The following is a 22,430-nucleotide window of genomic DNA, read 5'->3' as shown; positions in this document are numbered from 1 at the left end:
CACTCCCCGGGCGGGCGGGCCCGTTCAGTACTGGCGGGTCGGCAGCGCGGCAGCGGCCTGGTCCTGGGTGAAGACACCCTCCTGCGTCTTGATCCGCTTCGGCACCTGCTCGCCGGCCTTGACCTTCTTCACCAGGTCCATCAGCTGGTCGCCGAGGATCGGGTTGCACTCCACATCGACGTTGATCTTGCCCTGGGTCATCGCCGTGAAGGCGTCCTTGACCCCGTCCACCGAGATGACCCTGATGTCGGTGCCCGGCTTCTTGCCGGCCTCCTCGATCGCCTGGATGGCCCCCAGCGCCATGTCGTCGTTGTGCGCGTACAGCACGTCGATCTTCGGCTGGGCCTTCAGGAAGGCCTGCATGACCTCCTTGCCCTTCGCGCGGGTGAAGTCGCCGGTCTGCGAGGCCACCACCTTGAACTTCGCGTCCGCCTTGATCACGTCACCGAAGCCCGCCTTGCGGTCGTTGGCCGGCGCCGAGCCGGTGGTGCCCTGCAGTTCGACGATGTTCACCTCGTCGGACTTGCCCTGGTACTCCTTCACCAGCCAGTCGCCGGCCTTCTTGCCCTCCTCGACGAAGTCCGAGCCGAGGAAGGAGACGTAGAGCGAGTCGTCCTTGGAGTCCACCGCGCGGTCGGTGAGGATCACCGGAATCTTGGCGTCCTTCGCCTCCTTCAACACGGTGTCCCAACCCGACTCCACCACCGGCGAGAAGGCGATCACGTCGACCTTCTGCTGGATGAACGAGCGGATCGCCTTGATCTGGTTCTCCTGCTTCTGCTGCGCGTCGGAGAATTTCAGCTCGATGCCGGCCTTCTTCGCGGACTCCTGGATCGACTTGGTGTTCGCGGTACGCCAGCCACTCTCCGCGCCGACCTGCGAGAAGCCCACGACGAGCTTGTGGCCGGCTCCCTTGTCTGCCGAGCCCCCGCCACTGCCGGAACCACACGCGGTGAGGACGGTGACCATCGCACCGGCGACCAGGGCCGCCGCAGCTCTCTTGGACATGGTGGGACTTCCTCTCGGGATCGTCGATCGCGCGAGCGGCACCCGTCACGTGAACGTGAGGTGTCGACGCCGTTTCGCTCGGAACAGATTGTTAGCGCTCACAAATGGCACCGGCAAGGCTCTTGCACCCCGTTACCCAATCTTGACCGGGTCACCGAGGGCGGCCCGAAGCACCGTCAACTCGCCGAAAACATGAGCAGTTGGCTCACGCGAAGGAGCACATCGCGACACTCTCGCCGTCGCGTGCGGAGCGCCTGGCCCGATCCCGACCAACCGTCACCTCGTCGTGCGGCGGCGCCGCAGCCCTGGGGCCTCGCCCGGACGGCACCTGTGAGCGCTAACAGACATCCGGAGGCGGACTCAGGACCCGACGGTCGGCCGACGGCGGCACGTCCCCGTCGAGGCGGAGGGCTCTTCTCGGCGGCCGAGGGATCGCCGAAACTTTCGAGCACGTTCGCCGGCGCGGATCGCGGTCTGCGCTGCGGAGTGACCGTCGGAAATCGGCGAGATCCCGGACAAGTTCCTGCATGTGCCCCGAACGCCGAGCACCTGATCGGCCTCCCGGCCCACCGGAGGGTCGGGAGGCTTTCGATGCCCTTGCCGAAACCGTTGACAGCTTGTCGGGCTCCAGTCAACACTGTCGCCGTCGACACGTCCCGACGGCGCCGGATCGATCCGGGGCCGTCTTCGCCGACCGGCGGAGGGTGCGGCCGTGTCGATGCCAAGCCGGTCCCACCCGCACCGCTGCGCGACACCGTCCGGCCGACCCACCCACCACGGCCGCCGGTGCCGCAGGGATGCCCCCACTCCCATCAGCAGGACGGATCACCGTCGTGAATTCTCCGCACCCCCAAGAGCCGTACGACGAAGCGCCCTTGGCGGGACGCCCGCAGAGCGTGCTCCGGCGCGCCCGCGAGCTCCTGCGGTGTGACCTGACGGCCCGCCGTCGCGCGAAGCCCTGACACCACCCGCCAGGGCCGGCCCGTCAGAACCGACCTGCCAGGTCAAGCCGCACGTCTGCCCACGATGAATTGTGAGCGTTAACGGGGCTTGCAGCCAGGCCGATCCCCGCCGGCCCGACCTCCCCGCACGCACACCGCCCGCCCCGCTCGGCCGGACCGGACCAGCACGGATCGGAACGGAACGGACCGGCCGAGTGCCCGCTCCGGAACCGGCGTCAGGACGCACAGCCGGTTCCCGAGCGGTACGCAGGATTCCCCCACCCACAAGGAGAACGATCCGTCATGCCATGGCTCAAGCAGAAACCCGGTCTCCGCGCGGTCCTCACGACCGCCGCCTGCCTGCTCGCCGGCTCGGTCACGGCCGCCGCCACCGCGAGCCCGGCGGCCCACGCCGCCGGAGGGACCACGCTGGGTGCGGCGGCCGCCGACAGCGGTCGCTACTTCGGTACGGCCGTGGCCTCGGGCAGGCTCGGCGACCCGACGTACTCCGCCATCGCCGACCGGGAGTTCACCATGGTGACCCCGGAGAACGAGATGAAGTGGGACACCATCGAGCCCTCACGCGGATCGTTCACCTTCGCTCCCGCCGACTCGATCGTCAGCCACGCCTCCGCGCACGGCCAGCGCATGCGCGGCCACACCCTGGTCTGGCACTCCCAACTGCCCGACTGGGTCAAGTCCACCGGCGACGCCAACACCCTGCGCAGCGTGATGAACAACCACATCACCCAGGAGATGTCCCACTACAAGGGGAAGATCTACGCCTGGGACGTGGTCAACGAAGCGTTCAGCGACGACGGCAGCGGCCGGCACCGCGACTCCGTGTTCCAGCGCGTGCTGGGCGACGGCTTCATCGAGGAGGCCTTCCGCACCGCCCGCACCGCCGACCCGTCGGCCAAGCTCTGCTACAACGACTACAACATCGAGAACTGGTCCGACGCCAAGACCCAGGGCGTCTACAGCATGGTCAAGGACTTCAAGTCCCGCGGCGTGCCCATCGACTGCGTCGGCTTCCAGAGCCACTTCGGCGCCGGCGGCCCCCCGCCCAGCTACCGGACCACCCTGGCCGACTTCGCCGCACTCGGCGTGGACGTCCAGATCACCGAACTCGACATCGCCCAGGCCCCCGCCACCGCCTACGCCGACACCGTCAAGGCATGCCTGAGCGTCGCCCGCTGCACCGGCATCACGGTCTGGGGCATCCGCGACAGCGACTCCTGGCGCACCGGCGAGAACCCGCTGCTGTTCGACAACAACGGAACCAAGAAGGCCGCCTACGGCGCGGTGCTCAGCGCCCTGGGCGGAGGCGGCGGCACACCGGGCGGCGGCACACCGGGCGGCGGCATCACCTCCGGCACGGTCTACACGCTCTCCGACGTGGCCGCCGGACGCGTCCTCGACGAGCCCGCCGGGCAGAACGGCAACGGCACCCCGCTCCAGGTGTGGGACGCCGGCGGCGCCGCCAACCAGCAGTGGCGCGCCGACCGGAACGGCGACGGCTCGTACACGCTGACCAACACCGCCAGCGGCAAGGTCCTGGACGAACCGGGCGGCGGGACGGGCAACGGAACGAGGGTGACGGTCCGGGACGCCAACGGCGGCGCCAACCAGCACTGGAGGGCCGGCCGGAACGGCGACGGCTCGTACACCCTCGTCAACGTCGCCAGCGGCCGCGCCCTGGAGACCCCGGGCGGCCAGACCGGCAACGGCACCCCCGTCCAGATCTGGGACTCCTGGGGCGGCGCCAACCAGCACTGGATTTTCAGGTGAACTGACCCGCAGGCGGGGGCGGGGCGGGGGAGCACCTCTCCCGCCCCGTGCCCGCCGAAGGCCGCCGGGAGCCACCGGGGCGGACGACCCGCCAGGTGCCCCGACGCGGCCCGACCACGATCCCGGAGGCCCGGCAGAGGCACGGGCCGCCGTAGGTACGGAGTCCCCGACCCCGTACGGGCCGAGGCGCGGGTACCCGCGCCGGCCGATAGCCGGCTCCCGGAGCGTACGCACGCCGCACCCGGAGCCCAACGATGACGAAGGCGTGCGACAGTTCCGCCCATTCCCACTGGAGATCCCCATGCGCAGACGAAGTTCCACCTACCGGCGCCTGTCCACGGCGCTCACGGCCGTACTCGCGGTCGTGGCGGCACTGGCGACGATGGTCGTCGCCAACCCGGCCCAGGCGGCCGGCACCGGCGCCCTGCGCGGTGCGGGCTCCGGGCGGTGTCTCGACGTGCAGAACGCCGGGCAGGCCGATGGCACCGCCCTGCAGATCTACGACTGCTGGGGCGGGACCAACCAACAGTGGACGGCGACCTCCGCCAACGAGCTGACGGTGTACGGAAACAAGTGCCTGGATGTGCCCGGCCACGCCACCACGGCCGGTACCCGGGTGCAGATCTGGACGTGCACCGGCGGCGCGAACCAGCAGTGGCGGGTGAACTCCGACGGCAGCGTCGTCGGCGTGGAGTCCGGGCTGTGCCTGGACGTCGCGGGCGGGGCCACGGCCAACGGCACGGCCGTGCAGATCTGGCCGTGCACCGGCACAGCGAACCAGCAGTGGAGCGGCCTGTCCGGGTCCACCCCGCCGGGCGGCACCTGCCCGCTGCCGTCGACCTACCGCTGGTCCTCGACGGGCCCGCTGGCGCAACCGGCCAACGGCTGGACCGCGGTGAAGGACTTCACCAACGTCACGTACAACGGCAAGCACCTGGTGTACGCGTCGAACGTGTCCGGGAAGTCCTACGGCTCGATGGCGTTCGCCCCCTTCACCAACTGGTCGGACATGGCCTCCGCCCCGCAGACCGGGATGAACGAGAACGCGGTGGCGCCCACCCTGTTCTACTTCGCACCGAAGAACATCTGGGTGCTCGCCTACCAGTGGGGCGCGTGGCCGTTCATCTACCGCACCTCCAGCGACCCGACCAACCCCAACGGCTGGTCCGCACCGCAGCCCCTGTTCACCGGCGGCATCCCCGGCGCCGCCCCGATCGACCAGACCCTGATCGGTGACGACCAGAACATGTACCTGTTCTTCGCCGGCGACAACGGCAGCATCTACCGGGCCAGCATGCCCATCGGCAACTTCCCCGGCAACTTCGGCTCCTCGTACACCACCGTCATGACCGACACGGTGAAGAACCTCTTCGAAGCACCCCAGGTCTACAAGGTCAAGGACCGGAACCAGTACCTCATGATCGTCGAAGCCCGCGGCACCAACGAGCAACGCTACTTCCGCTCCTTCACCGCCACCAGCCTCAACGGCACCTGGACCCCCCAAGCCGCCACCGAGACCAACCCCTTCGCCGGCAAGGCCAACGCCGGCGCCACCTGGACCAACGACATCAGCCACGGCGACCTCGTCCGCAACAACCCCGACCAGACCATGACCATCGACCCCTGCAACCTCCAACTCCTCTACCAGGGCATGACCCCCGGCTCCACCGCCCCCTACGACCAACTCCCCTGGCGCCCCGCCCTCCTCACCCTCCAGCACTGACCCGACCGGGCCCGCCCGTTGACGGGCGGGCCCGTTGACGGGCGGGCCCGTTCCGGACCGTTCGCACCGGCACCGGCATCGGCACCGGCACCGGCGTCAACCGCCCACAGAGAAGGGGTTCCCTCGTGCGCTCCCGGCACCCGAAGTCCCGCCTGCTCGCCCTACTACTCGCGGTCGGCGCCGCGTCAGGGGCGAGCCTGTCCGCCGCTCCCCCGGCCGCCGCCGCCGCACTGACCCGGATCACGGCCTTCGGCAACAATCCGACCGACCTGCAGATGTACGTGTACGTCCCGAACGGCGTCAAGCCGCACCCGGCGATCCTGCTGGCGCTGCACGGCTGCCAGGGCTCCGGGCCGTACATGTACTCCAGCACGGACTTCGCGGGGCTGGCCGACCGGTACGGCTTCGTCGTTGTCTACCCCTCGACCAGCCCCGGCGGCAGCTGTTGGGACGTCTCCTCCGACCAGGCGCTGACCCGCAACGGCGGCAGTGACCCGGTCGGGCTGATGTCGATGATCACGTACACGGAACAGCACTACGGCGGCAACCCCGGCGCCGTGTACGTCACCGGCGAGTCCTCGGGAGGCATGATGACGAACGTCATGCTCGCGGACTACCCGGACGTGTTCACGGCGGGCGCCGCGTTCATGGGCGTGCCCTACCACTGCTTCCACACGGGCACCGTGCGCGGCTGGAACGGCGCCTGCGCCGGAGGCCAGGTCTCCATGACCGCGCAGCAGTGGGGCGACCTGGCGCGCCGCGCCGACCCCGGCTACAACGGGCCCCGTCCCCGCGTGCAGCTGTGGCACGGCACCGCCGACCCCGTCCTGAACCACCGCGACCTCGGCGAAGAGACCAAGCAGTGGACGAACGTCCTCGGCGTGGGCCGGACCCCGTCCTCGACGGACACCCCGGCCGCCGACTGGAACCGGTCCCGGTACGCCGACCGCTCCGGCAGGACGCAGGTCGAGACGTACAGCATCGTCGGCGCCGGCCACCAACTCCCCATCCAGGGCACACCGATGGCCGCCGACGCCGTCCACTTCATGGGCCTGGACGCCAGCTCCGCCGCCACCGCCCCGGGCACCCGGCAGCCGCACCACGGCTGAGCCGACGGCTCCCGGCCGCCCCGAACCAGCCGCCGCCGCCCCGGCCGAGGGGCGGCGGCGGCTCACGAGTCGAACTGCCCGGGAACCCCGCTACGGGGTCGTGGCGGACGGGAGGCGGTGGACGGTGACGGTCGGGTGCAGCCGCCGGGTGTGGTCGAGCGGGCGGACCGGGCCGGTGAGGCGCAGCGGTGCGGTGAGGCGGGCGTCGGTGCTGGAGGCGGAGATCCGAAGCTCCAGGGCGCCGGGTTCGACGGTCCGCCGGCCGTCCCGCCCGGTGAAGGAGGCCAGGTCGGCGGGGAGGGTCAGCTCCACCCGGCAGGCCGCTCCGGGGGCCAGCTCGATCCGCCGGTAGCCGACCAGCCGCTGCACCGGCTGGACCACCGTGGCCACCGGGTCGTGGAGGTACAGCTGCACCACGTCGGTACCGGCCCGGGCGCCGGTGTTGCGCAGCAGGAAGCTGAGGCGGAACGCGCCGTCGGTGCCGGTCTCGGCCTGCTGCACGTCCAGGTCGGACCAGGCGAACTCGGTGTAGCCGAGGCCGTGTCCGAAGCCGAAGGCGGGGGTCGGGTCGGTGCTGGAGACCTCGCCCGCCTGCGCCAGCCGGGCGGCCAGGTAGGTGGAGGGCTGGACGCCGGGGTGGGCGGGGACGGAGACGGGCAGCCGCCCGGACGGGTTGACGCGCCCACTGAGCACGCCCGCGAGGGCCCGGGTGCCGGCCTGGCCGGGGAAGAAGCACTGGACGATCCCGGCCGCCTCGGTGACGGCCCGGCCGAGCGCGTACGGCCGCCCGGCGAGCAGGGTGAGCACCACCGGTGTCCCGGTGTCCAGCACTGCTTCCAGCAACTGCCGCTGCCTTCCCGGGAGTTCGAGCGACTCGACGTCGCAGCCCTCGCCGCTGGTGCCGCGCCCGAACAGTCCGGCGCGGTCGCCGAGGGCGAGCACCACCGCGTCCGCCCGCTCGGCGGCGCGGACGGCCTCGACGATGCCGGCGGTGGACTCGCCGTCGACCGTCACGCCCCGCACCGTCCGCAGCTCGCTGCCGGGGAACTCCGCCTCCAGCGCCTCCCGCAGAGTGGGGAGTTCGAGGCCGGGCGGGGTGTCCGGGTGCTGGCTGCCGACGTGGACGGGGAAGGAGTAGCAGCCGAGCACCGCGGTGGGCACGTCGGCGTTCGGGCCGATCAGCGCGATCCGGGCCGGGTCGCGCAGGGGCAGCAGGCCGTCGTTGCGCAGCAGCACCACGGCCTGTTCGGCGAGTTCGGCGGCGAGTGCGCGGTTGGCGGGCCCGTCCAGGTCGATCCGGCCGCGCAGCGCCCGCGGCTCGCCCAGGTCCGCGTCGGCGAGGGCGGCCGGGACGGGGTTCCAGTCCTCGTCCAGCAGCCCGAGTTCGGCCTTCTGGACGAGGACGCGGCGCAGCGCCCGGTCGATCAGCCGTTCCGGGACGGTGCCCGAGACGACGGCGTCGAACAGGGGCTGTCCGAAGGTGTCGACGGTCGGCAGTTCGACGTCGACCCCGCTGCCCAGGGCCAGGCCGGCGGCGTCGGACCGGTCCTCGGCGACGCCGTGCAGGGTCTTGAGGAAGGCGATGCCGAAGTAGTCGGCGACGACGGTGCCGGTGAAGCCCCAGGTGTCCCGGAGCAGGCCGGTGAGGAGGTCCTGGTCGGCGGCGGAGGGGAGGCCGTCGGTGTCGGTGTAGGCGTGCATGACCGAGCGGGGCCGCCCTTCGCGCACGGCCATCTCGAAGGGCGGCAGGATGACGTCGGCGCGCTCGCGCGGGCCCATGGAGACGGGGGCGAGGTTGCGCCCGGCCCGGGAGGCGGAGTACCCGGCGAAGTGCTTGAGGGTGGCGACGACCCCGGCCGACTCCAGGCCCTGGACGTAGGCGGTGGCGACGGTGCCGACGAGGTACGGGTCCTCGCCGATCGTCTCCTCGACCCGGCCCCAGCGGGCGTCGCGGACCACGTCGAGCACCGGCGCGAGGCCCTGGTGCACGCCGACGGCCCGCAGGTCGTGCCCGATGGCGGCGGCCGTCGTACGGACGAGGTCCGGGTTGAAGGTGGCGCCCCAGGACAGCGGCACGGGGTAGGCCGTGGCGCCCCAGGCGGCGAAGCCGGCCAGGCACTCCTCGTGGGCCAGCGCGGGGATGCCGAAGCGGTTGGCGGCGGCGATGCGCTGCTGGGTGCGCAGCAGGGAGAGCGCGCCGATCGCCGGGTCGACCGGGGCCGTGCCGAACGGGCGGGTCAGCTGGCCGAGTCCGTACGGCAGCAGGGTGTCGAGGTCGGGCGGCTCCTCCATGTCGTGCTGGTGGGGGGCGACTTCGTCGCCCTCGCCGTCGGCCCCGACCCACAGGCCGACCAGTTGGGCGGTCTTCTCCCGGAGCGTCATCGCCGCGATCAGGGCGTCGGCCCTGGCCTGCGGGGTGAGCCCGGCGTCCCGCCAGGCGGGCGCGGTCTCCGTGCGCTGGCGGTGGTTCATTTTCCTCCCACGCCCGTCAGGCCCTGGACCAGGGCGCGGCGGGCGAACAGGTAGACGACGAGGATGGGGAGCATGGACAGCACGACGGCGCTGAGCAGTGCGGGCACGTCCACGCCGTGTTCGGTCTGGAAGTCGTACAGGCCGAGAGTGATGACCTTGGTGCTGTCGGACTGGGTGAGGATCAGCGGGAAGAGGAAGCCGTTCCACGCCTGGAGCGCGGCGAAGACGGTGATCGAGGACAGCCCGCCCTTGGACAGCGGGATCACCAGCTGCCGGAAGACCCGGGCCGGGGAGGCGCCGTCCATCGCCATCGCCTCGTACAGCTCGGGGCTGATGTCGCGCATCGCCCCGGTCAGCACCAGGGTGCAGACGGGCAGGCAGAAGGCGGCGGTGGGCAGGACGATGCCGATCAGGTGGTCGTACAGCCCGGTCTGGTTCATGACGTAGAACATCGGCACGATCACCGCCTGGGCGGGGATCGCCAGGCCCAGCAGGAACAGCCGGAAGATCCAGCCGGTGGCCCGGCCGCGGGCGCGCACGATGGCGTAGGCGAGCGGGGGGACGACCAGCAGCACGATGGCGACCACGCCGGCGGTGACGGTCAGGGTGTTGAGGAAGTCCTGCCCGAAGCCGTTGGAGAAGTCGTCCAGGTAGTTCTGCAGGGTCCACTGGGCGGGCGGGCTCAGCGGGCCCTCGGTGGAGTAGTCGGAGCGGGTGCGGAAGGTGGCGATCAGCAGGACGTACAGGGGCAGGCCGATCAGCGCCAGCCAGACCAGGGAGCCGAAGCCGGCCAGGACGTTGGGGCGGCGGCGCGTCACATGCCCTCCGTCGTGCCGCGCATGCGGTCGTAGCCGGAGAGCCGGACCAGCACGATCGAGATCAGGGTGGCGACCACCACGAGGACCAGGGCGACGGCCGAGCCCGGGCCGAACTCGAAGCCCTTGAAAGCCTTCTGGTACATGTAGTAGGCGGTGACGGTGGTGTCGGTGCCCGGTCCGCCCTGGGTGAGGATCAGCACCGTGTCGAAGGTGGTCAGGCCGCCGACGACCATGAGGATCACCGAGGTGACGACGGTGTTGCGCAGCTGCGGCAGGGTGATGTGGAAGAACTGGCGCACCCGGCCCGCCCCGTCGATGGCGGCCGCCTGGTAGAGCACCTGGGGGACGGCCCGGGCGCCGCCCTGGTAGAGCAGCGCGTGCAGCGGGGTGTACTGCCACACGCCGACGAAGGTCAGCACGGCGATCGCGCCGCCCTTGGTGCCGAGCAGGTTGCCGTCGCCGAACAGCCAGGTGAGCTGGGCGGGGACGCCGAAGTTGGGGTCGAGTACGGCCCGCCACACCACCGAGACGGCGGTGGCCGAGAGCAGCAGCGGCACGAAGTAGATCGCGGAGAGGACCGCCCGGTTGCGCTGATGGCCGGCGGCCCAGACGCCGATCAGGATGCTGACCGGCGTCTGCACGGCCACGCCGAGGGCGGTGAGCAGCAGGGTGGTCCAGACGGACTGGAGCATCACCGGGTCGTCGAACAGGGAGGTCCAGTTGTCCAGGCCGTTGAAGTGCGGTTCGCCGATGCCGTCCCAGCTGGTGAAGGACAGCACGGCGACCAGGGCCAGCGGCAGGAACGCGAACAGCAGGAAGAACACCGCTGCGGGCAGCGCCCACACGAAGCCCGGGCGGGTCGCCGCCGCGGCGGGGCGCGCGGGGCGGGTCATGAGGTCGGCAAGGCGCTCATGGCCTTGATGAAGCCGTCGGTGTCGATCCTGCCGTCGAAGAACTGCTGGACGGCGGTGTACATGGGGGTCATGGCGCTCGGCGGGTACGCCTGGTCCCAGGAGAGCTGGAAGGAGGGGGCGGCCTTCACCAGCTCGTACTGGGCCTTGGAGTAGGCGGGGCTGGCCGAGAGGTCGAGGAAGTCGGCGGTGCTGGTGGTGGTCGGCAGGTTGCCGATGGCCAGTTGCGCCTTCACGAAGTCGTCGGAGTACATCAGCTTGAGGAAGGCGGCGGCGGCCTCCGGGTACTTGGTCTTCCTCAGGACGGAGTAGAAGTTGTTGGTGTTGCCGACGACGGCGGCCGGGTCGCCCTTGCCGCCGCCCACGGAGGGGAAGCCGGTGTAGCCGAGGCCGGACCTGGCGAAGTCGGGGTTGGCGTCCTGCTGCGTGGAGTAGTACCAGGAGCCCATCAGTTCGAAGGCGGCCTTGCCCTTGGCGACCAGGGCCGGGGAGCCTCCGTCGGTGAACTTGACGGAGTCGAAGTTGCTGCCGAAGGCGCCGGCGTCGACCAGTTCCTTGAGGGTGCTCAGCGCCTTGCGGCTGTCCTCGCTCCCCCAGGCGGCCTTGTCGCCGCTCAGCGCGCGTTGGAACAGTTCGGGGCCGGCGATCCGGTCGTAGAGGTACTCGAACCACATCAGGGTCGGCCACTGGTCCCCGCCGCCGAGCGCGATCGGGGTGATCCCCTTGGCCTTCAACGCCTTGGTGGCGGCGACCAGTTCGTCCCAGGTCTTCGGCGGGGTGAGCCCGGCGTCCGCGAGCACCTGCTTGTTGTGGAACAGCAGCACCGGCTGGGTGCCGCGCATCGGCACGCCGTACGGCTTGCCGTCCACCACGGCCGAGTTGAAGACCGCGGGCAGGAAGTTGTCCCTCAGGCCCGGGTCCTTGGCGATGAAGTCGTCCAGCGGCAGCAGCAGTCCCGCCTTGACGAACGGCTGGATGGAGCCGCCGCCCCAGTTGAAGAAGACGTCGGGGGCTCGCGAGGTGTTGATCACGGTCTGCAGCTTCTGCTGGTAGTCCGCGCCGGGAATGGTGTCCAGCACCACCTTGACCTTGGAGGTCTTGTTGAAGGTCTCGACGAGCCGCTTCTCGACCTTGTTGGCGGCGTCACCGTAGACCAGCACGTGGATCGTCCCGGAGCCGGAGTCGGAGGAGCCGCCTCCGGAGCCGCATGCGGCGGTGGTGCCGAGGACGAGCACGGTGGCCGCGGCGACCGCGGCGATTCTCGATCCCATATCCTGCCCTCTGATTCGAATATTTCGAGCGAGTCAGCGAATGTTGTGGGAAACCTAGGTCCGTGCTGACAGCTCGTCAAGGGATCTGACGGGATCGGTTTCGGCTCGGCTGGGGCTAGCATCCCTGCGGTACGGCACGGCCTCAGGGCGCGTCGTCCCACCCATGTCCGCAGCGGAGTTCGCCCAGCAGGGGCAGTGCAGGAGGAACTCATGACCAGAGCGGCAACGCTCGCCGAGATCGCACAGGAGGCCGGGGTCTCCGCACCGACGGTTTCGAAAGTCCTGAACGGCCGGGCCGACGTCGCCCCGGCCACCCGGGAGCGGGTGGAGGAGCTGCTGCACCGGCACGGCTACCGGCGGCGCGGCAACCGCCAGGCCAACCCGCTGCTGGAGCTGGTCTTCCACGAACTGGAGAGCGCCTGGGCGGTGGAGGTGATCCGCGGCGTCGAGAACGTCGTGCGCGAGGAGGGCCTGAGCATCGTCCTCTCCGAGTCCGCCGAACGGAACGGGCCCGGCCAGTCCTGGGTGGACGGCGTGCTCGCCCGCCGCCCGACCGGCGTGGTGCTGGTGCTGTCCGACCTGGACCGCGCGCTGCGGGAGCAGCTCTCCAGCCGGGACATCCCCTTCGTGGTGATGGACCCGGCCGGCGACCCGGGCCAGGAGGTGCCCGCCGTCGGCACCACCAACTGGGACGGCGGCCTCGCCGCCACCCGGCACCTGCTCGACCTCGGCCACCGCCGGATCGGCCTGATCGCCGGGCCCGCCCGGATGATGTGCAGCCGGGCCCGGGCCGACGGCTACCGGGCCGCGCTCGACATCGCGGGCATCCCGTACGACCCGCGGCTCGTCCGCGAGGGCGACTTCCACCACGAGGCCGGGCACCGGCTCGGCCGGGACCTGCTCGCGATGCCGGACCGGCCGACCGCCGTGTTCGCCGGGAACGACCTCCAGGCGCTCGGCCTGTACGAGGCCGCCCGCGAGCTGGGGCTGCGCGTCCCGGAGGACCTCAGCGTGGTCGGCTTCGACGACCTGCCGCTGGCCCGCTGGGTGGGGCCGCCGCTGACCACCGTGCGCCAGCCGCTGACGGAGATGGCCGAGGTGGCGACCAGGCTGGTCATCGACCTGGCCCGCGGCACGCGGCCCGGGACGCGGCGGGTGGACCTGGCCACCAGCCTGGTCGAACGCAGCAGCACGGCGCCGCCGCGAGGAGGCGCCCCGGCCCCCGCCCCCGCCCCCGCGGGCTGAGGCGGCCCGCGCCGCGAGCCGTCCCCCGGGCCCGTGGCGCACCCGGCCGAAGCGGTTCGTGTCAGAAAGGTTGACGGGCCGTCGGGCCCGCCCCTACCGTCCCCTGCAGAAGTCGGAGGATGATCCGAAACTTTCGATACCGCTCGGCCGCTCCCGCACCTCCGGCGTTCCCGGCACACCGCACGTCCCCCTCCTCGCCCCACCCGACGAGAAAGGACCACGCCGGTGCGATTCCCGACGTCCCGCCTCGGCCGCTGCCCTCGCGGTCCGCGGCGGGGCCGGGGCCCCTCCGACGGCCTCGCCCGGATGCCGGACGGGCGCCGTCGGCCTAGCGTGGCCGACGGCGCCCTCCGCACCCGCCCCGGGGTGCGCGGGGCCGGCACATCGACCCCCTGGAGGTCCGTCCATGCGCGCGGTGACCTACGGCTCCTACGCCCCGGACAACTCCCGCCTTCGGTACGGCGAGGTGCCCGATCCGAAGGTGGGCCCCGGCCAGGTGCTGATCCAGGTCCGGGCCGCCTCCGTCAACCCCGTCGACTGGAAGGTCATGGCGGGCGGGCTGGACCCGATGATGGACACCGTCTTCCCCGCCGTCCCCGGCTGGGACGTGGCGGGCGTGGTCACCCGCACCGGCCCGGACACGCCCGAGTTCGCGCCCGGGGACGAGGTGATGGCGTACGCCCGCAAGGACGTGGTGCAGGCCGGCACCTTCGCCGAGTACGTCGCGGTCTCCGCGCCCGCGGTGGCGCGCAAGCCCGCCTCGCTCAGCTGGGAGCAGGCGGGCGGCCTGCCGCTGGCAGGCCTGACCGCGCTGCGCAGCCTGCAGCGCCTTGAGGTCGGCCCCGCCGACGTGCTCCTGGTGCACGGCGCGGCGGGCGGGGTGGGCAGCCTCGCCGTGCAGCTCGGCCGCGACCGCGGGGCCCGGGTGATCGGCACCGCCTCGGAGCGCAACCACGACTTCGTGCGCAGGCTCGGCGCCGAGCCGGTGACCTACGGCGAGGGGCTGGCCGACCGGGTGCGCGCGCTGGCACCCGGCGGCGCCTCCACCGTCGCGGACTTCGTCGGCGGCCAGCTGGAGACGACGCTCGCCGTGCTCGCCGGCGGCGGCCGTCACGTCTCCGTCGCCGATCCGACGGTGACCGAGCACGGCGGCGCGTGGATCTGGGTGCGCCCGGACGGCTCCGCGCTCGCCGAGCTGGCGGCGCTGGCGGACCGTGGCGCCCTGACCGTGGAGGTCGCGCAGACCTTCCCGCTGGAGCGGACGGCCGATGCCTTCGACGCCAGCCGCACCGGCCACACCCGCGGGAAGCTGGTCATCGTTCCCTGACCGGCCCGAGAGCCCTGCGGCCGGGGGCTGAATGCCGAGGTCCTCCGGCATGACCGGCAGGGGGTCGTCCTGGTGCCGCGCGGGCTCCTGATCAGGCGGCGGGGAGCAGCGTCGGATCGGCCATGATGCGCCGGACCGTCGTCAGCGCCGCGCCGAGCAGGGGCCCGCGCCGCCCCAGGGCGGCCGGGCGCAGCGCCTCCTCGGCCCACGGCCGTACGGTGACGCGCTCGGCCAGCTCGGCGCGGACGCAGGGCAGCAGCCACCCGGCGAGTTCGGCGTAGGCGCCGCCGAGGACGAGGCGGTCCGGGTCGATGAGGTCGACGGCGGAGGTGAGCGCCAGGCCGAGGGCGCGGCCCGCGCGCTCCAGTGCCGCCAGGGTCGGCGGGTGCCCGGCCGCCGCCCGTTCGGCGAGCAGCGCGACCGGGTCGCCGGTGCCCGCGCCGTCGTGCTGCGCGAGGCCGGCCTCGCGCAGCACGGCCGCCTCGCCCGCGTACTGCTCCAGGCAGCCCCGGGCGCCGCAGGGGCAGCGGGGGCCGTCCGGGTGGACGGGGATGTGGCCGAGTTCCCCGGCGAAGCCGCGGGCGCCCCGGAACAGCCGCCCGTCGATGACCAGGGCCGCGCCGATTCCGGCCCCGGCGGAGACGTGGACGAAGGTCTCCACCGGGTTCCCGGCGTTCCAGTACTCGGCCAGCGCCCCGAGGTTGGCCTCGTTCTCCGGCTCGGGCACGGTGTCCGGGTCCGGCCAGTGGTCGGCGAGCCGGACGCCGTGCCAGCCGAGGTTGGGCGCGCGCTCCAGCAGTCCGCGCGGCGTGTTGGGGACCACCCCGGGGACGGCCAGGACGCGGCCGGCGACGCGCAGTCCGAGGGCGGCGGCCTCGGTCTGGGCCTCGTCGGCCAGCGCGGCGAGGTCCGCCAGGACGGCTTCGGCGGGCCGGCCCGCGTTGGCCCGTTCCACCCGGCGCCACACCCGCGGTTCTCCGCGCAGGTCGGCCACGCAGGCGCCGAGGTGGGTGACGCCGATCTCCAGGCCGAGGCCCGCCGGGCCGTCGTCGGCCATGGTGAGGGCGCGTCCGGGCCGGCCGACCCGTCCGCTGGCCGTGGCCTCGGCCTCGGTCACCGCTCCGCGGCCGATCAGTTCGTCGACGAGCGAGGAGACGGCGGCCCTGGTCAGCCCGACACGCCCGGAGACGTCCGCCCGGGAGAGCGGGCTGTGTGCGGCGACGGCGGCGAGGACGACCGAGAGGTTCTGGCGCCGCATGTCCTGCAGCGAGGCGGGCCCGTGCTCCGCTCCCCTGCCCGCCGCCCTGCCGACCGCTGTCACGCGCTGCCCCTCCTACCGGTCCTCGACCGGGGCGCCCTGCAAGGCCCCGGCCCGTCGCAGGGTATCGCCGATCCGCGCGAGCGCGTCCTCGTCCCTCTGCACCGGCTCCAGCACCGGACCGTGGGCCGTCCGCCAGCGGCGCGCCACGTCGTCGGCCTGCTCGCCGGTGAGCAGCGCGGCGGCCTGGGCGGCCGCGCCGAGTGCGACCGGTTCCTGGGCGTCGGGCACCTGGACGGCCCGGCCGGAGAGCCGCAGTACGGTCCGCTGCCAGGCCCGGCCCCGGGCGCCGCCGCCGATGAGCAGCAGCGGCTGCTCGCCCGCCGGGTCGGCGCCGGCGGCGCGCAGCACGCCGTCCAGGGCGGCGAACAGGGCGTGGGCGGCGCCGTCGTAGGCGGCCTGCAGCAGCTGGCCCGGGGTGGTGTCGTGGCGCAGCCCGTGGACCAGGCCGGAGGCGCCCGGGAGGTCCGGGGTGCGCTCGCCGTCCAGGTAGGGCAGGACGACGGCGGTGCCGCCCTCCTCGACCTCCTCGCGGTCTCGCCCGAGGAGGGCGGCGAAGCGGTCGACGGCGAGGGTGCAGTTGAGCGTGCAGGCCAGCGGCAGCCAGTGGCCGAGGGCGTCGGCGAAGCCGGCGACGGTGCCGGTCGGGTCGGCGGGCCTGTCCCGGCCCACGGCGTAGACGGTGCCGGAGGTGCCGAGGCTGAGCACCGGCCGGCCGGGCGGAAGGCCGAGCCCGAGGGCGGCGGCCATGTTGTCGCCGGTGCCGGTGGCCACCGCGGCGCCCTCCCGCAGCGGCGTGCCGGGGCGGACGGTACCGGCGCGGGCGCCCGGCGCGAGGACCCGGGGCAGCAGGGCCGGGTCGAGCCCGATGCGGGCGAGCAGGTCGCGGTCGTAGCCGTCCGGGCCCCACCAGCCGGTGCCGGAGGCGTCGCCCCGGTCGGTGACCGCCTCCCCGGTCAGCCGCTCGGTCAGGAAGTCGTGCGGGAGGCGGACGGCGGCGGTCCGCTCGGCGGCGGCGGGCTCGTTGGCGCGCAGCCAGGCCCACTTGGAGGCGGTGAAGGCGGCCGTGGGGACGCTGCCGGTGCGGCGGGCGAGTTCCGCCGCGCCGATCGCGGCGGTCAGTTCGCCGGCCTGCGGCGCGGAGCGGACGTCGTTCCAGAGCAGCGCCGGGCGGACCGGCGCCCCGGACACGTCGAGGGTGACCAGGCCGTGCTGCTGACCGGCGACCGAGACGGCAGCGGCGCGGTCGGCCCAGCCCGTCGCGGCCGCGGCCTCGCCGAGCGCCCGCCACCACTGCTCGGGGTCGCTCTCGCGGCCGGCTCGCGTGCTGACGGTGTGCGGGGCGCGCCCCTGGCCGAGGACGGTGCCGGTGTCGAGGTCGACGGCGAGGGCCTTGGTGGACTGGGTCGAGCTGTCGAAGCCGATCACGACGCGTTGCTCAGCCATGCGTTCCTCCGGTACGGGGGTTCCTTCCGACGTCCCGGCATACTAATTTGTTGAGAGTCCTGACAAACACCCCCTGGCACTCATCGGGAGCCGTTCCATGTCCAGTGACCCGCTCGCCCCCACCCCCGCGCACAAGTTCACCTTCGGTCTCTGGACCGTCGGCTGGCAGGGGCGCGACCCCTTCGGCGACGCGACCCGCCCCGCCCTCGACCCGGTCGAGACCGTGCAGCGGCTGGCCGGACTCGGCGCCTACGGCGTCACCTTCCACGACGACGACCTGATCCCCTTCGGTACGGGCGACGCCGCCCGCGAGGAGACCGTCAAGCGCTTCCGCGCCGCGCTGGACGCCGCCGGGCTGAAAGTCCCGATGGCGACCACCAACCTCTTCACCCACCCGGTCTTCAAGGACGGCGCCTTCACCGCCAACGACCGCGACGTGCGCCGCTACGCGCTGCGCAAGACCATCCGCAACATCGACCTGGCCGCCGAACTCGGCGCCTCCGTCTACGTCGCCTGGGGCGGGCGCGAGGGCGCCGAGTCCGGCGCGGCCAAGGACGTGCGCACCGCGCTGGACCGGTTGAAGGAGGCCTTCGACCTGCTCGGCGAGTACGTCGAGCAGCAGGGCTACGACCTGCGGTTCGCGATCGAGCCCAAGCCCAACGAGCCGCGTGGCGACATCCTGCTCCCCACCGTCGGCCACGCCCTGGCGTTCATCAACGAGTTGGAGCGCCCCGAGCGGGTCGGCCTCAACCCGGAGGTCGGCCACGAGCAGATGGCCGGGCTCAACTTCCCGCACGGCATCGCCCAGGCCCTGTGGCACGGCAAGCTGTTCCACATCGACCTCAACGGCCAGTCCGGCCTCAAGTACGACCAGGACCTGCGCTTCGGCGCGGGCGACCTGCGCCAGGCGTTCTGGCTGGTCGACCTGCTGGAGTCGGCCGGGTACGACGGCCCGCGGCACTTCGACTTCAAGCCGCCGCGCACCGAGGACTCCGACGGCGTCTGGGCCTCGGCGGCCGGCTGCATGCGCAACTACCTGCTGCTGGCGGAGCGTTCGCGCGCCTTCCGGGCCGACCCGGAGGTCCAGGCCGCGCTCACCGCCTCCCGCCTGCCCGAACTCGCCCTCCCCACGGCCGGGGACGGCCTGGCCGGGCTGCTGGCGGACCGCTCCGCCTTCGAGGAGTTCGACGTGGACGCCGCCGCCGTGCGCGGCATGGCCTTCGAGCAGCTGGACCAGCTCGCCCTGGAGCACCTCCTCGGCGCCCGCTGACCGGAACCCGGAACGGGTGCGCCACCCGGGTCGGGCAGGGCCGCACGACCAGGTCGGCGCAGCTTCCCTTCCCCCATCGGAACGAAAGGCGTGGACCTCCGTGCCGGCCGTCCCGGCGGAGGCCTGAGGAGTAGGCAACTTCTTGACTATTCGCCTCAGTGGCCGCTGTCCCCGGCGCTCGCTAGGCTGTCGGCATGGCCCTGCGCAACGCGATCATGTCGACCCTCCTGGAGGGCGAGGCGTCCGGTTACGACCTGACGAAGGCCTTCGACGCGTCGGCGGCGAACTTCTGGATGGCCACCCCGCAGCAGCTCTACCGGGAGCTGGACCGGATGAAGGCCGAGGGGCTGATCAGCGCCCGGGTCGTCGAGCAGGAGCGGCGGCCGAACAAGCGGCTGTTCTCGCTCACCGAGGCGGGCCGCGCCGCCCTGCGGTCGTTCACGGCCGCCCCGCCCCGGCCGTCCGCGATCCGGGACGAGCTGCTCGTCCAGGTGCAGGCCGTGGACGCGGGCGACCCGGAGGCCGTGCGCGCGGCGCTGCTCGAACGCCTGGTGTGGGCGCAGGCCAAGGTGGCCCGCTACGAGCGCCTGCGGGCGCGGCTGCTGGACGGGCGTTTCGAGGACGAGTACCTCGCCACGGCCGAGCGGATCGGGCCGTATCTGACGCTGATGCGCGGGCTGTCGTTCGAGCGCGAGAACCAGCGCTGGTGCGAGCAGGCACTCGCCGTCCTGGACCGGAGGCGGGCCACCGCGCCGGCCCCCGCGGCGCAGGGACCGGCGCAGGGCCCGGTCTGACGGATCCCGGGGCCCGCCCGCTCAGTGAACGGGCCGGGGAACCTCGACGGGCCGCAGGTCCGGGCGCTTCGCGCCCCGTCCGTCACCGGAGGAGCGGCCGCGCGGGCGGCGCACCAGCCGCGGCCCGAGGAGGGTGCCGATCCGGGCGGCCTCCTGGGCGGCCCGCCGCCCGGCCCCCGCCGCCGGAAGCGGCGGCAGCCCCTCGGCCCGGCGGTCGCCGACCGCGACGTGGCGGCGCGGGCCCGTCGTCGCGCTCACGCCCCGGACGCACCCAGCGCCTCGGCGGCGATCCGCTCGAACTGCGCGCCCATCGCCGTGGAGAGTGCCTGCGCACCGGAGAGCGGGCGGACCATCACCGTGAACTCGTCGATCAGGCCGTCCTCGTCGAGGTGGAGGAAGTCGCAGCCGTGCACCTCGCGGCCGTCGACGGTGGCCTTGAAGACGAAGGCGTGGTCGCGGCCTCCGGGGTCGTTGATCTCGCGGACGTAGCGGAAGTCCTCGAAGACCCGTGCTGCGCCGCGCAGGATCGCGGCGGTCATGGCCTTGCCCGGGTAGGGCTTGAAGACGACGGGGCTGGTGAAGACGACGTCCTCGGCCAGGAGTGCCTCGATGGCGTCGTGGTCGCCGGCCTCGACGGCTGCGCGGAAGGGGTGCACGGGCGGGCTCCATAGTCAACGAATTGAATAGCTTGCCTGCGCGTGAGCCTAGCCTCCCCGTCCCGGCACTGTCGAGGGTGACGTCGACGCACCTGGTGCCTCCGAGGCGGGCCGGGCGTGCTCCCGCAGATGGAGGGCGGGTCCTCCCGCGGGGCGACGGCGGGCGGGGCGGCGCGCCGTATCGTCGGTCCCATGAGCCGAGGACTCCATCTGGACGCCTATCTGCTGGCCTTCGACACCCGGGCGCAGTCGTTGCAGGACCGCGCCCGGGCCGGGTTCCTGGTGCGGGCCGCCGCCCTGGCCGAGCTCGCGCACCGGGGCGCCGTCGACGAGGACGGGGCGGGCCGGGTGCGGATCGTCTCCGCCGCTGCCACGGGGGACCCAGTGCTGGACGCGCTGATCGCGGAGGTGGCCGAGCGGCCGCGCTCCTGGAAGGCGTGGATCAGGCGCGGACGCGAGGACACCCTGGAGGCCGTCGAGGAGCGGCTCGCGGTGCTCGGCGCGGTGACGATGGCCGACCGCGACCCCTACGGCCCGGTCGCGCCGCACCGGGCGGTGGCGGTGGACGATCCGGGCGAGGCCCTGGACCTCCAGCTGCGGGTGGCCGAGGTCGTCCGGGGCGGCGCCCCGGTCGCCGCGGTGCCGTTCGGCGACGCGGTCCTCGCGGCGCTGGCCGCCCACGGACACCTGCGGCTGGTGCTGTCGGGCCACGACCGCCGGGCCCACCGCGAGCGGGTCGCCGCGCTCACCGCCCGGCTCGCCGAGGGAACCCCGGGCCTGGCGCGGGCGGTGAACGGGCTGAACCTGACCATCGTCGCCGCCCAGGGCGGCATGGGCGGGAGCTGACCGGCCCCGGCCGGGGTCAGCGGAGCAGGCCCCCGACCTCGGCCCCTTCCCGGAGGAGGACCGGGAGGCGTTCCAGCGGGACGTCCGCGTCGAGCGTCGTCCCGCCCTCGACGGCGCGGCCGGTGGCCGGGTCGAGCCGGCGGGCGCCGGAGGGCACGTACACCCGGCGGGAGCGGGCGCCGGCCTCGTACCCGGGTGCCACCAGCACATCGGGGCCGAGCGGGAACCGGTCGTCCACGTCCCAGGCGCGTTCGTCCTCGGGGAAGCCGAAGAACAGCGGGCGCATCGGCCGGGTGCCCCCTACTCCGCCGAGAAGCGGTACACCGTCATCGAGCGGAACTCCTCCCCCGGGCGCAGGACGGTGGAGGGGTACTCGGGCCGGTTCGGCGAGTCCGGGAAGTGCTGGGTCTCCAGCGCGACGCCCGCGTACGCGCCGTACGGGCGCCCGGACCGGCCGGTCAGGGTGCCGTCGAAGTGGTTGCCGGTGTAGACCTGGATGCCCGGTTCCGTCGTCAGGCAGTCGAGGCGCCGGCCGCTGGCCGGGTGGTTCAGAGTGGCGACCTGCCGGAACCCGCTGCCGTCCAGGACCCAGTTGTGGTCGAAGCCCGTGCCGGCCCGGAGGAGCTGCCGGTTCCCCTCGACGAAGCGGTTCCCGATCCCCCGGGCCTCGCGCAGGTCGAAGGGCGTGCCGTCGACCGGCGCCACCGGTCCGACCGGTATCAGCCCCTGGTCCACCGGAAGGTACCCGCCGGCCTCCACCCGCAGCAGGTGGTCCAGCACCGTGCCGTCGCCCTCGCCGGCCAGGTTGAAGTACGCGTGGTTGGTGAGGTTGACGACCGTCGGGGCGTCGGTGGCCGCGCGGTAGCCGATCCACAGCTCACCCGCCGGGTCGAGCAGGTACGTGACCTCGACCGTGAGCGCTCCCGGGAACCCCTGGTCGCCGTCGGGGCTGTGCAGCCGCAGCCGCACCCCGGCCCGCCGGCCCGCCCGGACCGCGACGCCGTCCCACAGCCGGGAGGCGAAACCGTCCGTTCCGCCGTGCAGGGCGTGGCCGCCGGGCGGGGCCGCCACCCGGTGCGTGGTGCCGCCGAGCGGGAACTCCCCGCCCGCGATCCGGTTCGCGTAGCGGCCGACGGTCGCCCCGAGGTACACGGCCTCCCCGAGCAGGTCCTCGACCCCGTCGCAGCCGAGGACGACGTTCGCCGGCACCCCGTTCCGGTCCGGCGCGTACAGGGCCTGGAGGCGGGCGCCGAGTCCGAGCACCTCGGCGCTCACGCCCCGGGGCGCGGCGAGGGTCCAGTTGGTGACGGGCCGTCCGTCCGGCAGCGTCGCGGTGACGTCCTGGGAGACGGTCACCTCGCCCGTCGATGTGAGCGCTTCTCCCGGCACGCGGCCGCTCCGTTCCGTGCGGGGTCTCGGCGTGAGGGGTCTCGGCGTGAACGGGCGACGCCCGCCGGCTCGGCGGGCGTCGTCGGTTCGGGACA

18 protein-coding genes and 1 pseudogene are annotated in these 22,430 nt (G+C 73.2%); 8 read left to right on the top strand and 11 right to left on the bottom strand.

What is annotated here, in order from left to right; translation table 11 throughout:
* Positions 1-24 precede the first annotated feature (24 nt).
* Positions 25-1,008, bottom strand: a complete 984-nt coding sequence (locus ACZ58X_RS26170) for an ABC transporter substrate-binding protein (protein ID WP_470336034.1) — start codon at positions 1,006-1,008, stop codon at positions 25-27.
* 1,244 nt (positions 1,009-2,252) lie between these two features.
* Here ACZ58X_RS26170 and ACZ58X_RS26165 point away from each other — a divergent pair.
* From ACZ58X_RS26165 to ACZ58X_RS26155, 3 genes and pseudogenes are all read left to right on the top strand, one after another.
* Positions 2,253-3,737 (top strand): annotated as a pseudogene (locus tag ACZ58X_RS26165) (glycoside hydrolase family 10 protein); the annotation flags it as partial.
* Between the two features lie 304 nt (positions 3,738-4,041).
* Positions 4,042-5,463 carry a non-reducing end alpha-L-arabinofuranosidase family hydrolase gene (locus tag ACZ58X_RS26160; protein ID WP_470336033.1) on the top strand — a complete coding sequence of 474 codons (1,422 nt, stop codon included), beginning with the start codon at positions 4,042-4,044 and terminating at the stop codon, positions 5,461-5,463.
* Positions 5,464-5,588: 125 nt separating this feature from the next.
* Positions 5,589-6,572: an extracellular catalytic domain type 1 short-chain-length polyhydroxyalkanoate depolymerase gene (locus ACZ58X_RS26155; protein WP_470336032.1), complete on the top strand. Its 984-nt coding sequence runs from the start codon at positions 5,589-5,591 to the stop codon at positions 6,570-6,572.
* Positions 6,573-6,662: 90 nt separating this feature from the next.
* Here ACZ58X_RS26155 and ACZ58X_RS26150 read toward each other — a convergent pair whose 3' ends face one another.
* The 4 genes from ACZ58X_RS26150 to ACZ58X_RS26135 are packed head-to-tail and all read right to left on the bottom strand — an operon-like array spanning position 6,663 to position 12,044.
* Positions 6,663-9,044, bottom strand: coding sequence for a beta-xylosidase/alpha-l-arabinosidase (locus ACZ58X_RS26150; RefSeq protein ID WP_470336031.1), 2,382 nt, complete (start codon positions 9,042-9,044; stop codon positions 6,663-6,665).
* The gene (locus tag ACZ58X_RS26145; protein ID WP_470336030.1) at positions 9,041-9,862 is read right to left on the bottom strand and encodes a carbohydrate ABC transporter permease; all 822 of its coding nucleotides are present in this window, start codon (positions 9,860-9,862) and stop codon (positions 9,041-9,043) included. The genes ACZ58X_RS26150 and ACZ58X_RS26145 overlap by 4 nt, the downstream gene beginning before the upstream one ends.
* Positions 9,859-10,755 carry a carbohydrate ABC transporter permease gene (locus ACZ58X_RS26140; RefSeq protein WP_470336029.1) on the bottom strand — a complete coding sequence of 299 codons (897 nt, stop codon included), beginning with the start codon at positions 10,753-10,755 and terminating at the stop codon, positions 9,859-9,861. The genes ACZ58X_RS26145 and ACZ58X_RS26140 overlap by 4 nt, the downstream gene beginning before the upstream one ends.
* The gene (locus ACZ58X_RS26135; protein WP_470336028.1) at positions 10,752-12,044 is read right to left on the bottom strand and encodes an ABC transporter substrate-binding protein; all 1,293 of its coding nucleotides are present in this window, start codon (positions 12,042-12,044) and stop codon (positions 10,752-10,754) included. Before ACZ58X_RS26135 ends, ACZ58X_RS26140 begins: the two co-directional genes overlap by 4 nt.
* A 210-nt stretch (positions 12,045-12,254) precedes the next feature.
* Between ACZ58X_RS26135 and ACZ58X_RS26130 the strand changes: the two genes are divergently transcribed.
* Complete coding sequence (locus ACZ58X_RS26130) at positions 12,255-13,289, top strand: LacI family DNA-binding transcriptional regulator (protein WP_470336027.1); 1,035 nt, start codon at positions 12,255-12,257, stop codon at positions 13,287-13,289.
* 406 nt (positions 13,290-13,695) lie between these two features.
* Positions 13,696-14,616, top strand: coding sequence for an NADP-dependent oxidoreductase (locus tag ACZ58X_RS26125; protein ID WP_470336026.1), 921 nt, complete (start codon positions 13,696-13,698; stop codon positions 14,614-14,616).
* 91 nt (positions 14,617-14,707) lie between these two features.
* Here the strand turns inward: ACZ58X_RS26125 and ACZ58X_RS26120 are convergent, their stop codons facing one another.
* Positions 14,708-15,937 carry an ROK family transcriptional regulator gene (locus tag ACZ58X_RS26120; RefSeq protein WP_470336025.1) on the bottom strand — a complete coding sequence of 410 codons (1,230 nt, stop codon included), beginning with the start codon at positions 15,935-15,937 and terminating at the stop codon, positions 14,708-14,710.
* 12 nt (positions 15,938-15,949) lie between these two features.
* On the bottom strand, positions 15,950-17,380 hold the full coding sequence (gene xylB, locus ACZ58X_RS26115; RefSeq protein ID WP_470336024.1) for a xylulokinase: 1,431 nt from the start codon (positions 17,378-17,380) through the stop codon (positions 15,950-15,952).
* A 97-nt stretch (positions 17,381-17,477) separates the two neighbouring features.
* Here xylB and xylA point away from each other — a divergent pair, with 97 nt between their 5' ends.
* Both xylA and ACZ58X_RS26105 read left to right on the top strand, forming a co-directional pair.
* A complete protein-coding gene (xylA, locus tag ACZ58X_RS26110; protein ID WP_470336023.1) occupies positions 17,478-18,650 on the top strand; it encodes a xylose isomerase in 1,173 nt (390 codons plus the stop codon).
* A 194-nt stretch (positions 18,651-18,844) separates the two neighbouring features.
* A complete protein-coding gene (locus tag ACZ58X_RS26105) occupies positions 18,845-19,444 on the top strand; it encodes a PadR family transcriptional regulator (RefSeq protein WP_470336022.1) in 600 nt (199 codons plus the stop codon).
* A 21-nt stretch (positions 19,445-19,465) separates the two neighbouring features.
* On the opposite strand, the gene ACZ58X_RS26100 is transcribed toward ACZ58X_RS26105, so the two are convergent.
* Positions 19,466-19,702 (bottom strand): hypothetical protein, encoded by a 237-nt coding sequence (locus ACZ58X_RS26100; RefSeq protein ID WP_470336021.1) that lies wholly within the window; start codon positions 19,700-19,702, stop codon positions 19,466-19,468.
* Positions 19,699-20,100 (bottom strand): nuclear transport factor 2 family protein, encoded by a 402-nt coding sequence (locus ACZ58X_RS26095; RefSeq protein WP_470336020.1) that lies wholly within the window; start codon positions 20,098-20,100, stop codon positions 19,699-19,701. The genes ACZ58X_RS26100 and ACZ58X_RS26095 overlap by 4 nt, the downstream gene beginning before the upstream one ends.
* A 192-nt stretch (positions 20,101-20,292) precedes the next feature.
* Between ACZ58X_RS26095 and ACZ58X_RS26090 the strand changes: the two genes are divergently transcribed.
* Positions 20,293-20,946 (top strand): GOLPH3/VPS74 family protein, encoded by a 654-nt coding sequence (locus tag ACZ58X_RS26090; RefSeq protein WP_470336019.1) that lies wholly within the window; start codon positions 20,293-20,295, stop codon positions 20,944-20,946.
* A gap of 16 nt (positions 20,947-20,962) precedes the next feature.
* Here ACZ58X_RS26090 and ACZ58X_RS26085 read toward each other — a convergent pair whose 3' ends face one another.
* The gene (locus ACZ58X_RS26085) at positions 20,963-21,232 is read right to left on the bottom strand and encodes a hypothetical protein (RefSeq protein ID WP_470336018.1); all 270 of its coding nucleotides are present in this window, start codon (positions 21,230-21,232) and stop codon (positions 20,963-20,965) included.
* 14 nt (positions 21,233-21,246) lie between these two features.
* A complete protein-coding gene (locus ACZ58X_RS26080; protein WP_470336017.1) occupies positions 21,247-22,335 on the bottom strand; it encodes an aldose epimerase family protein in 1,089 nt (362 codons plus the stop codon).
* Positions 22,336-22,430 lie beyond the last annotated feature (95 nt).

The sequence above is a fragment of the Kitasatospora sp. NPDC040550 genome (genome assembly GCF_055594965.1).
This window is presented reverse-complemented; position numbering and strand designations above follow the sequence as displayed.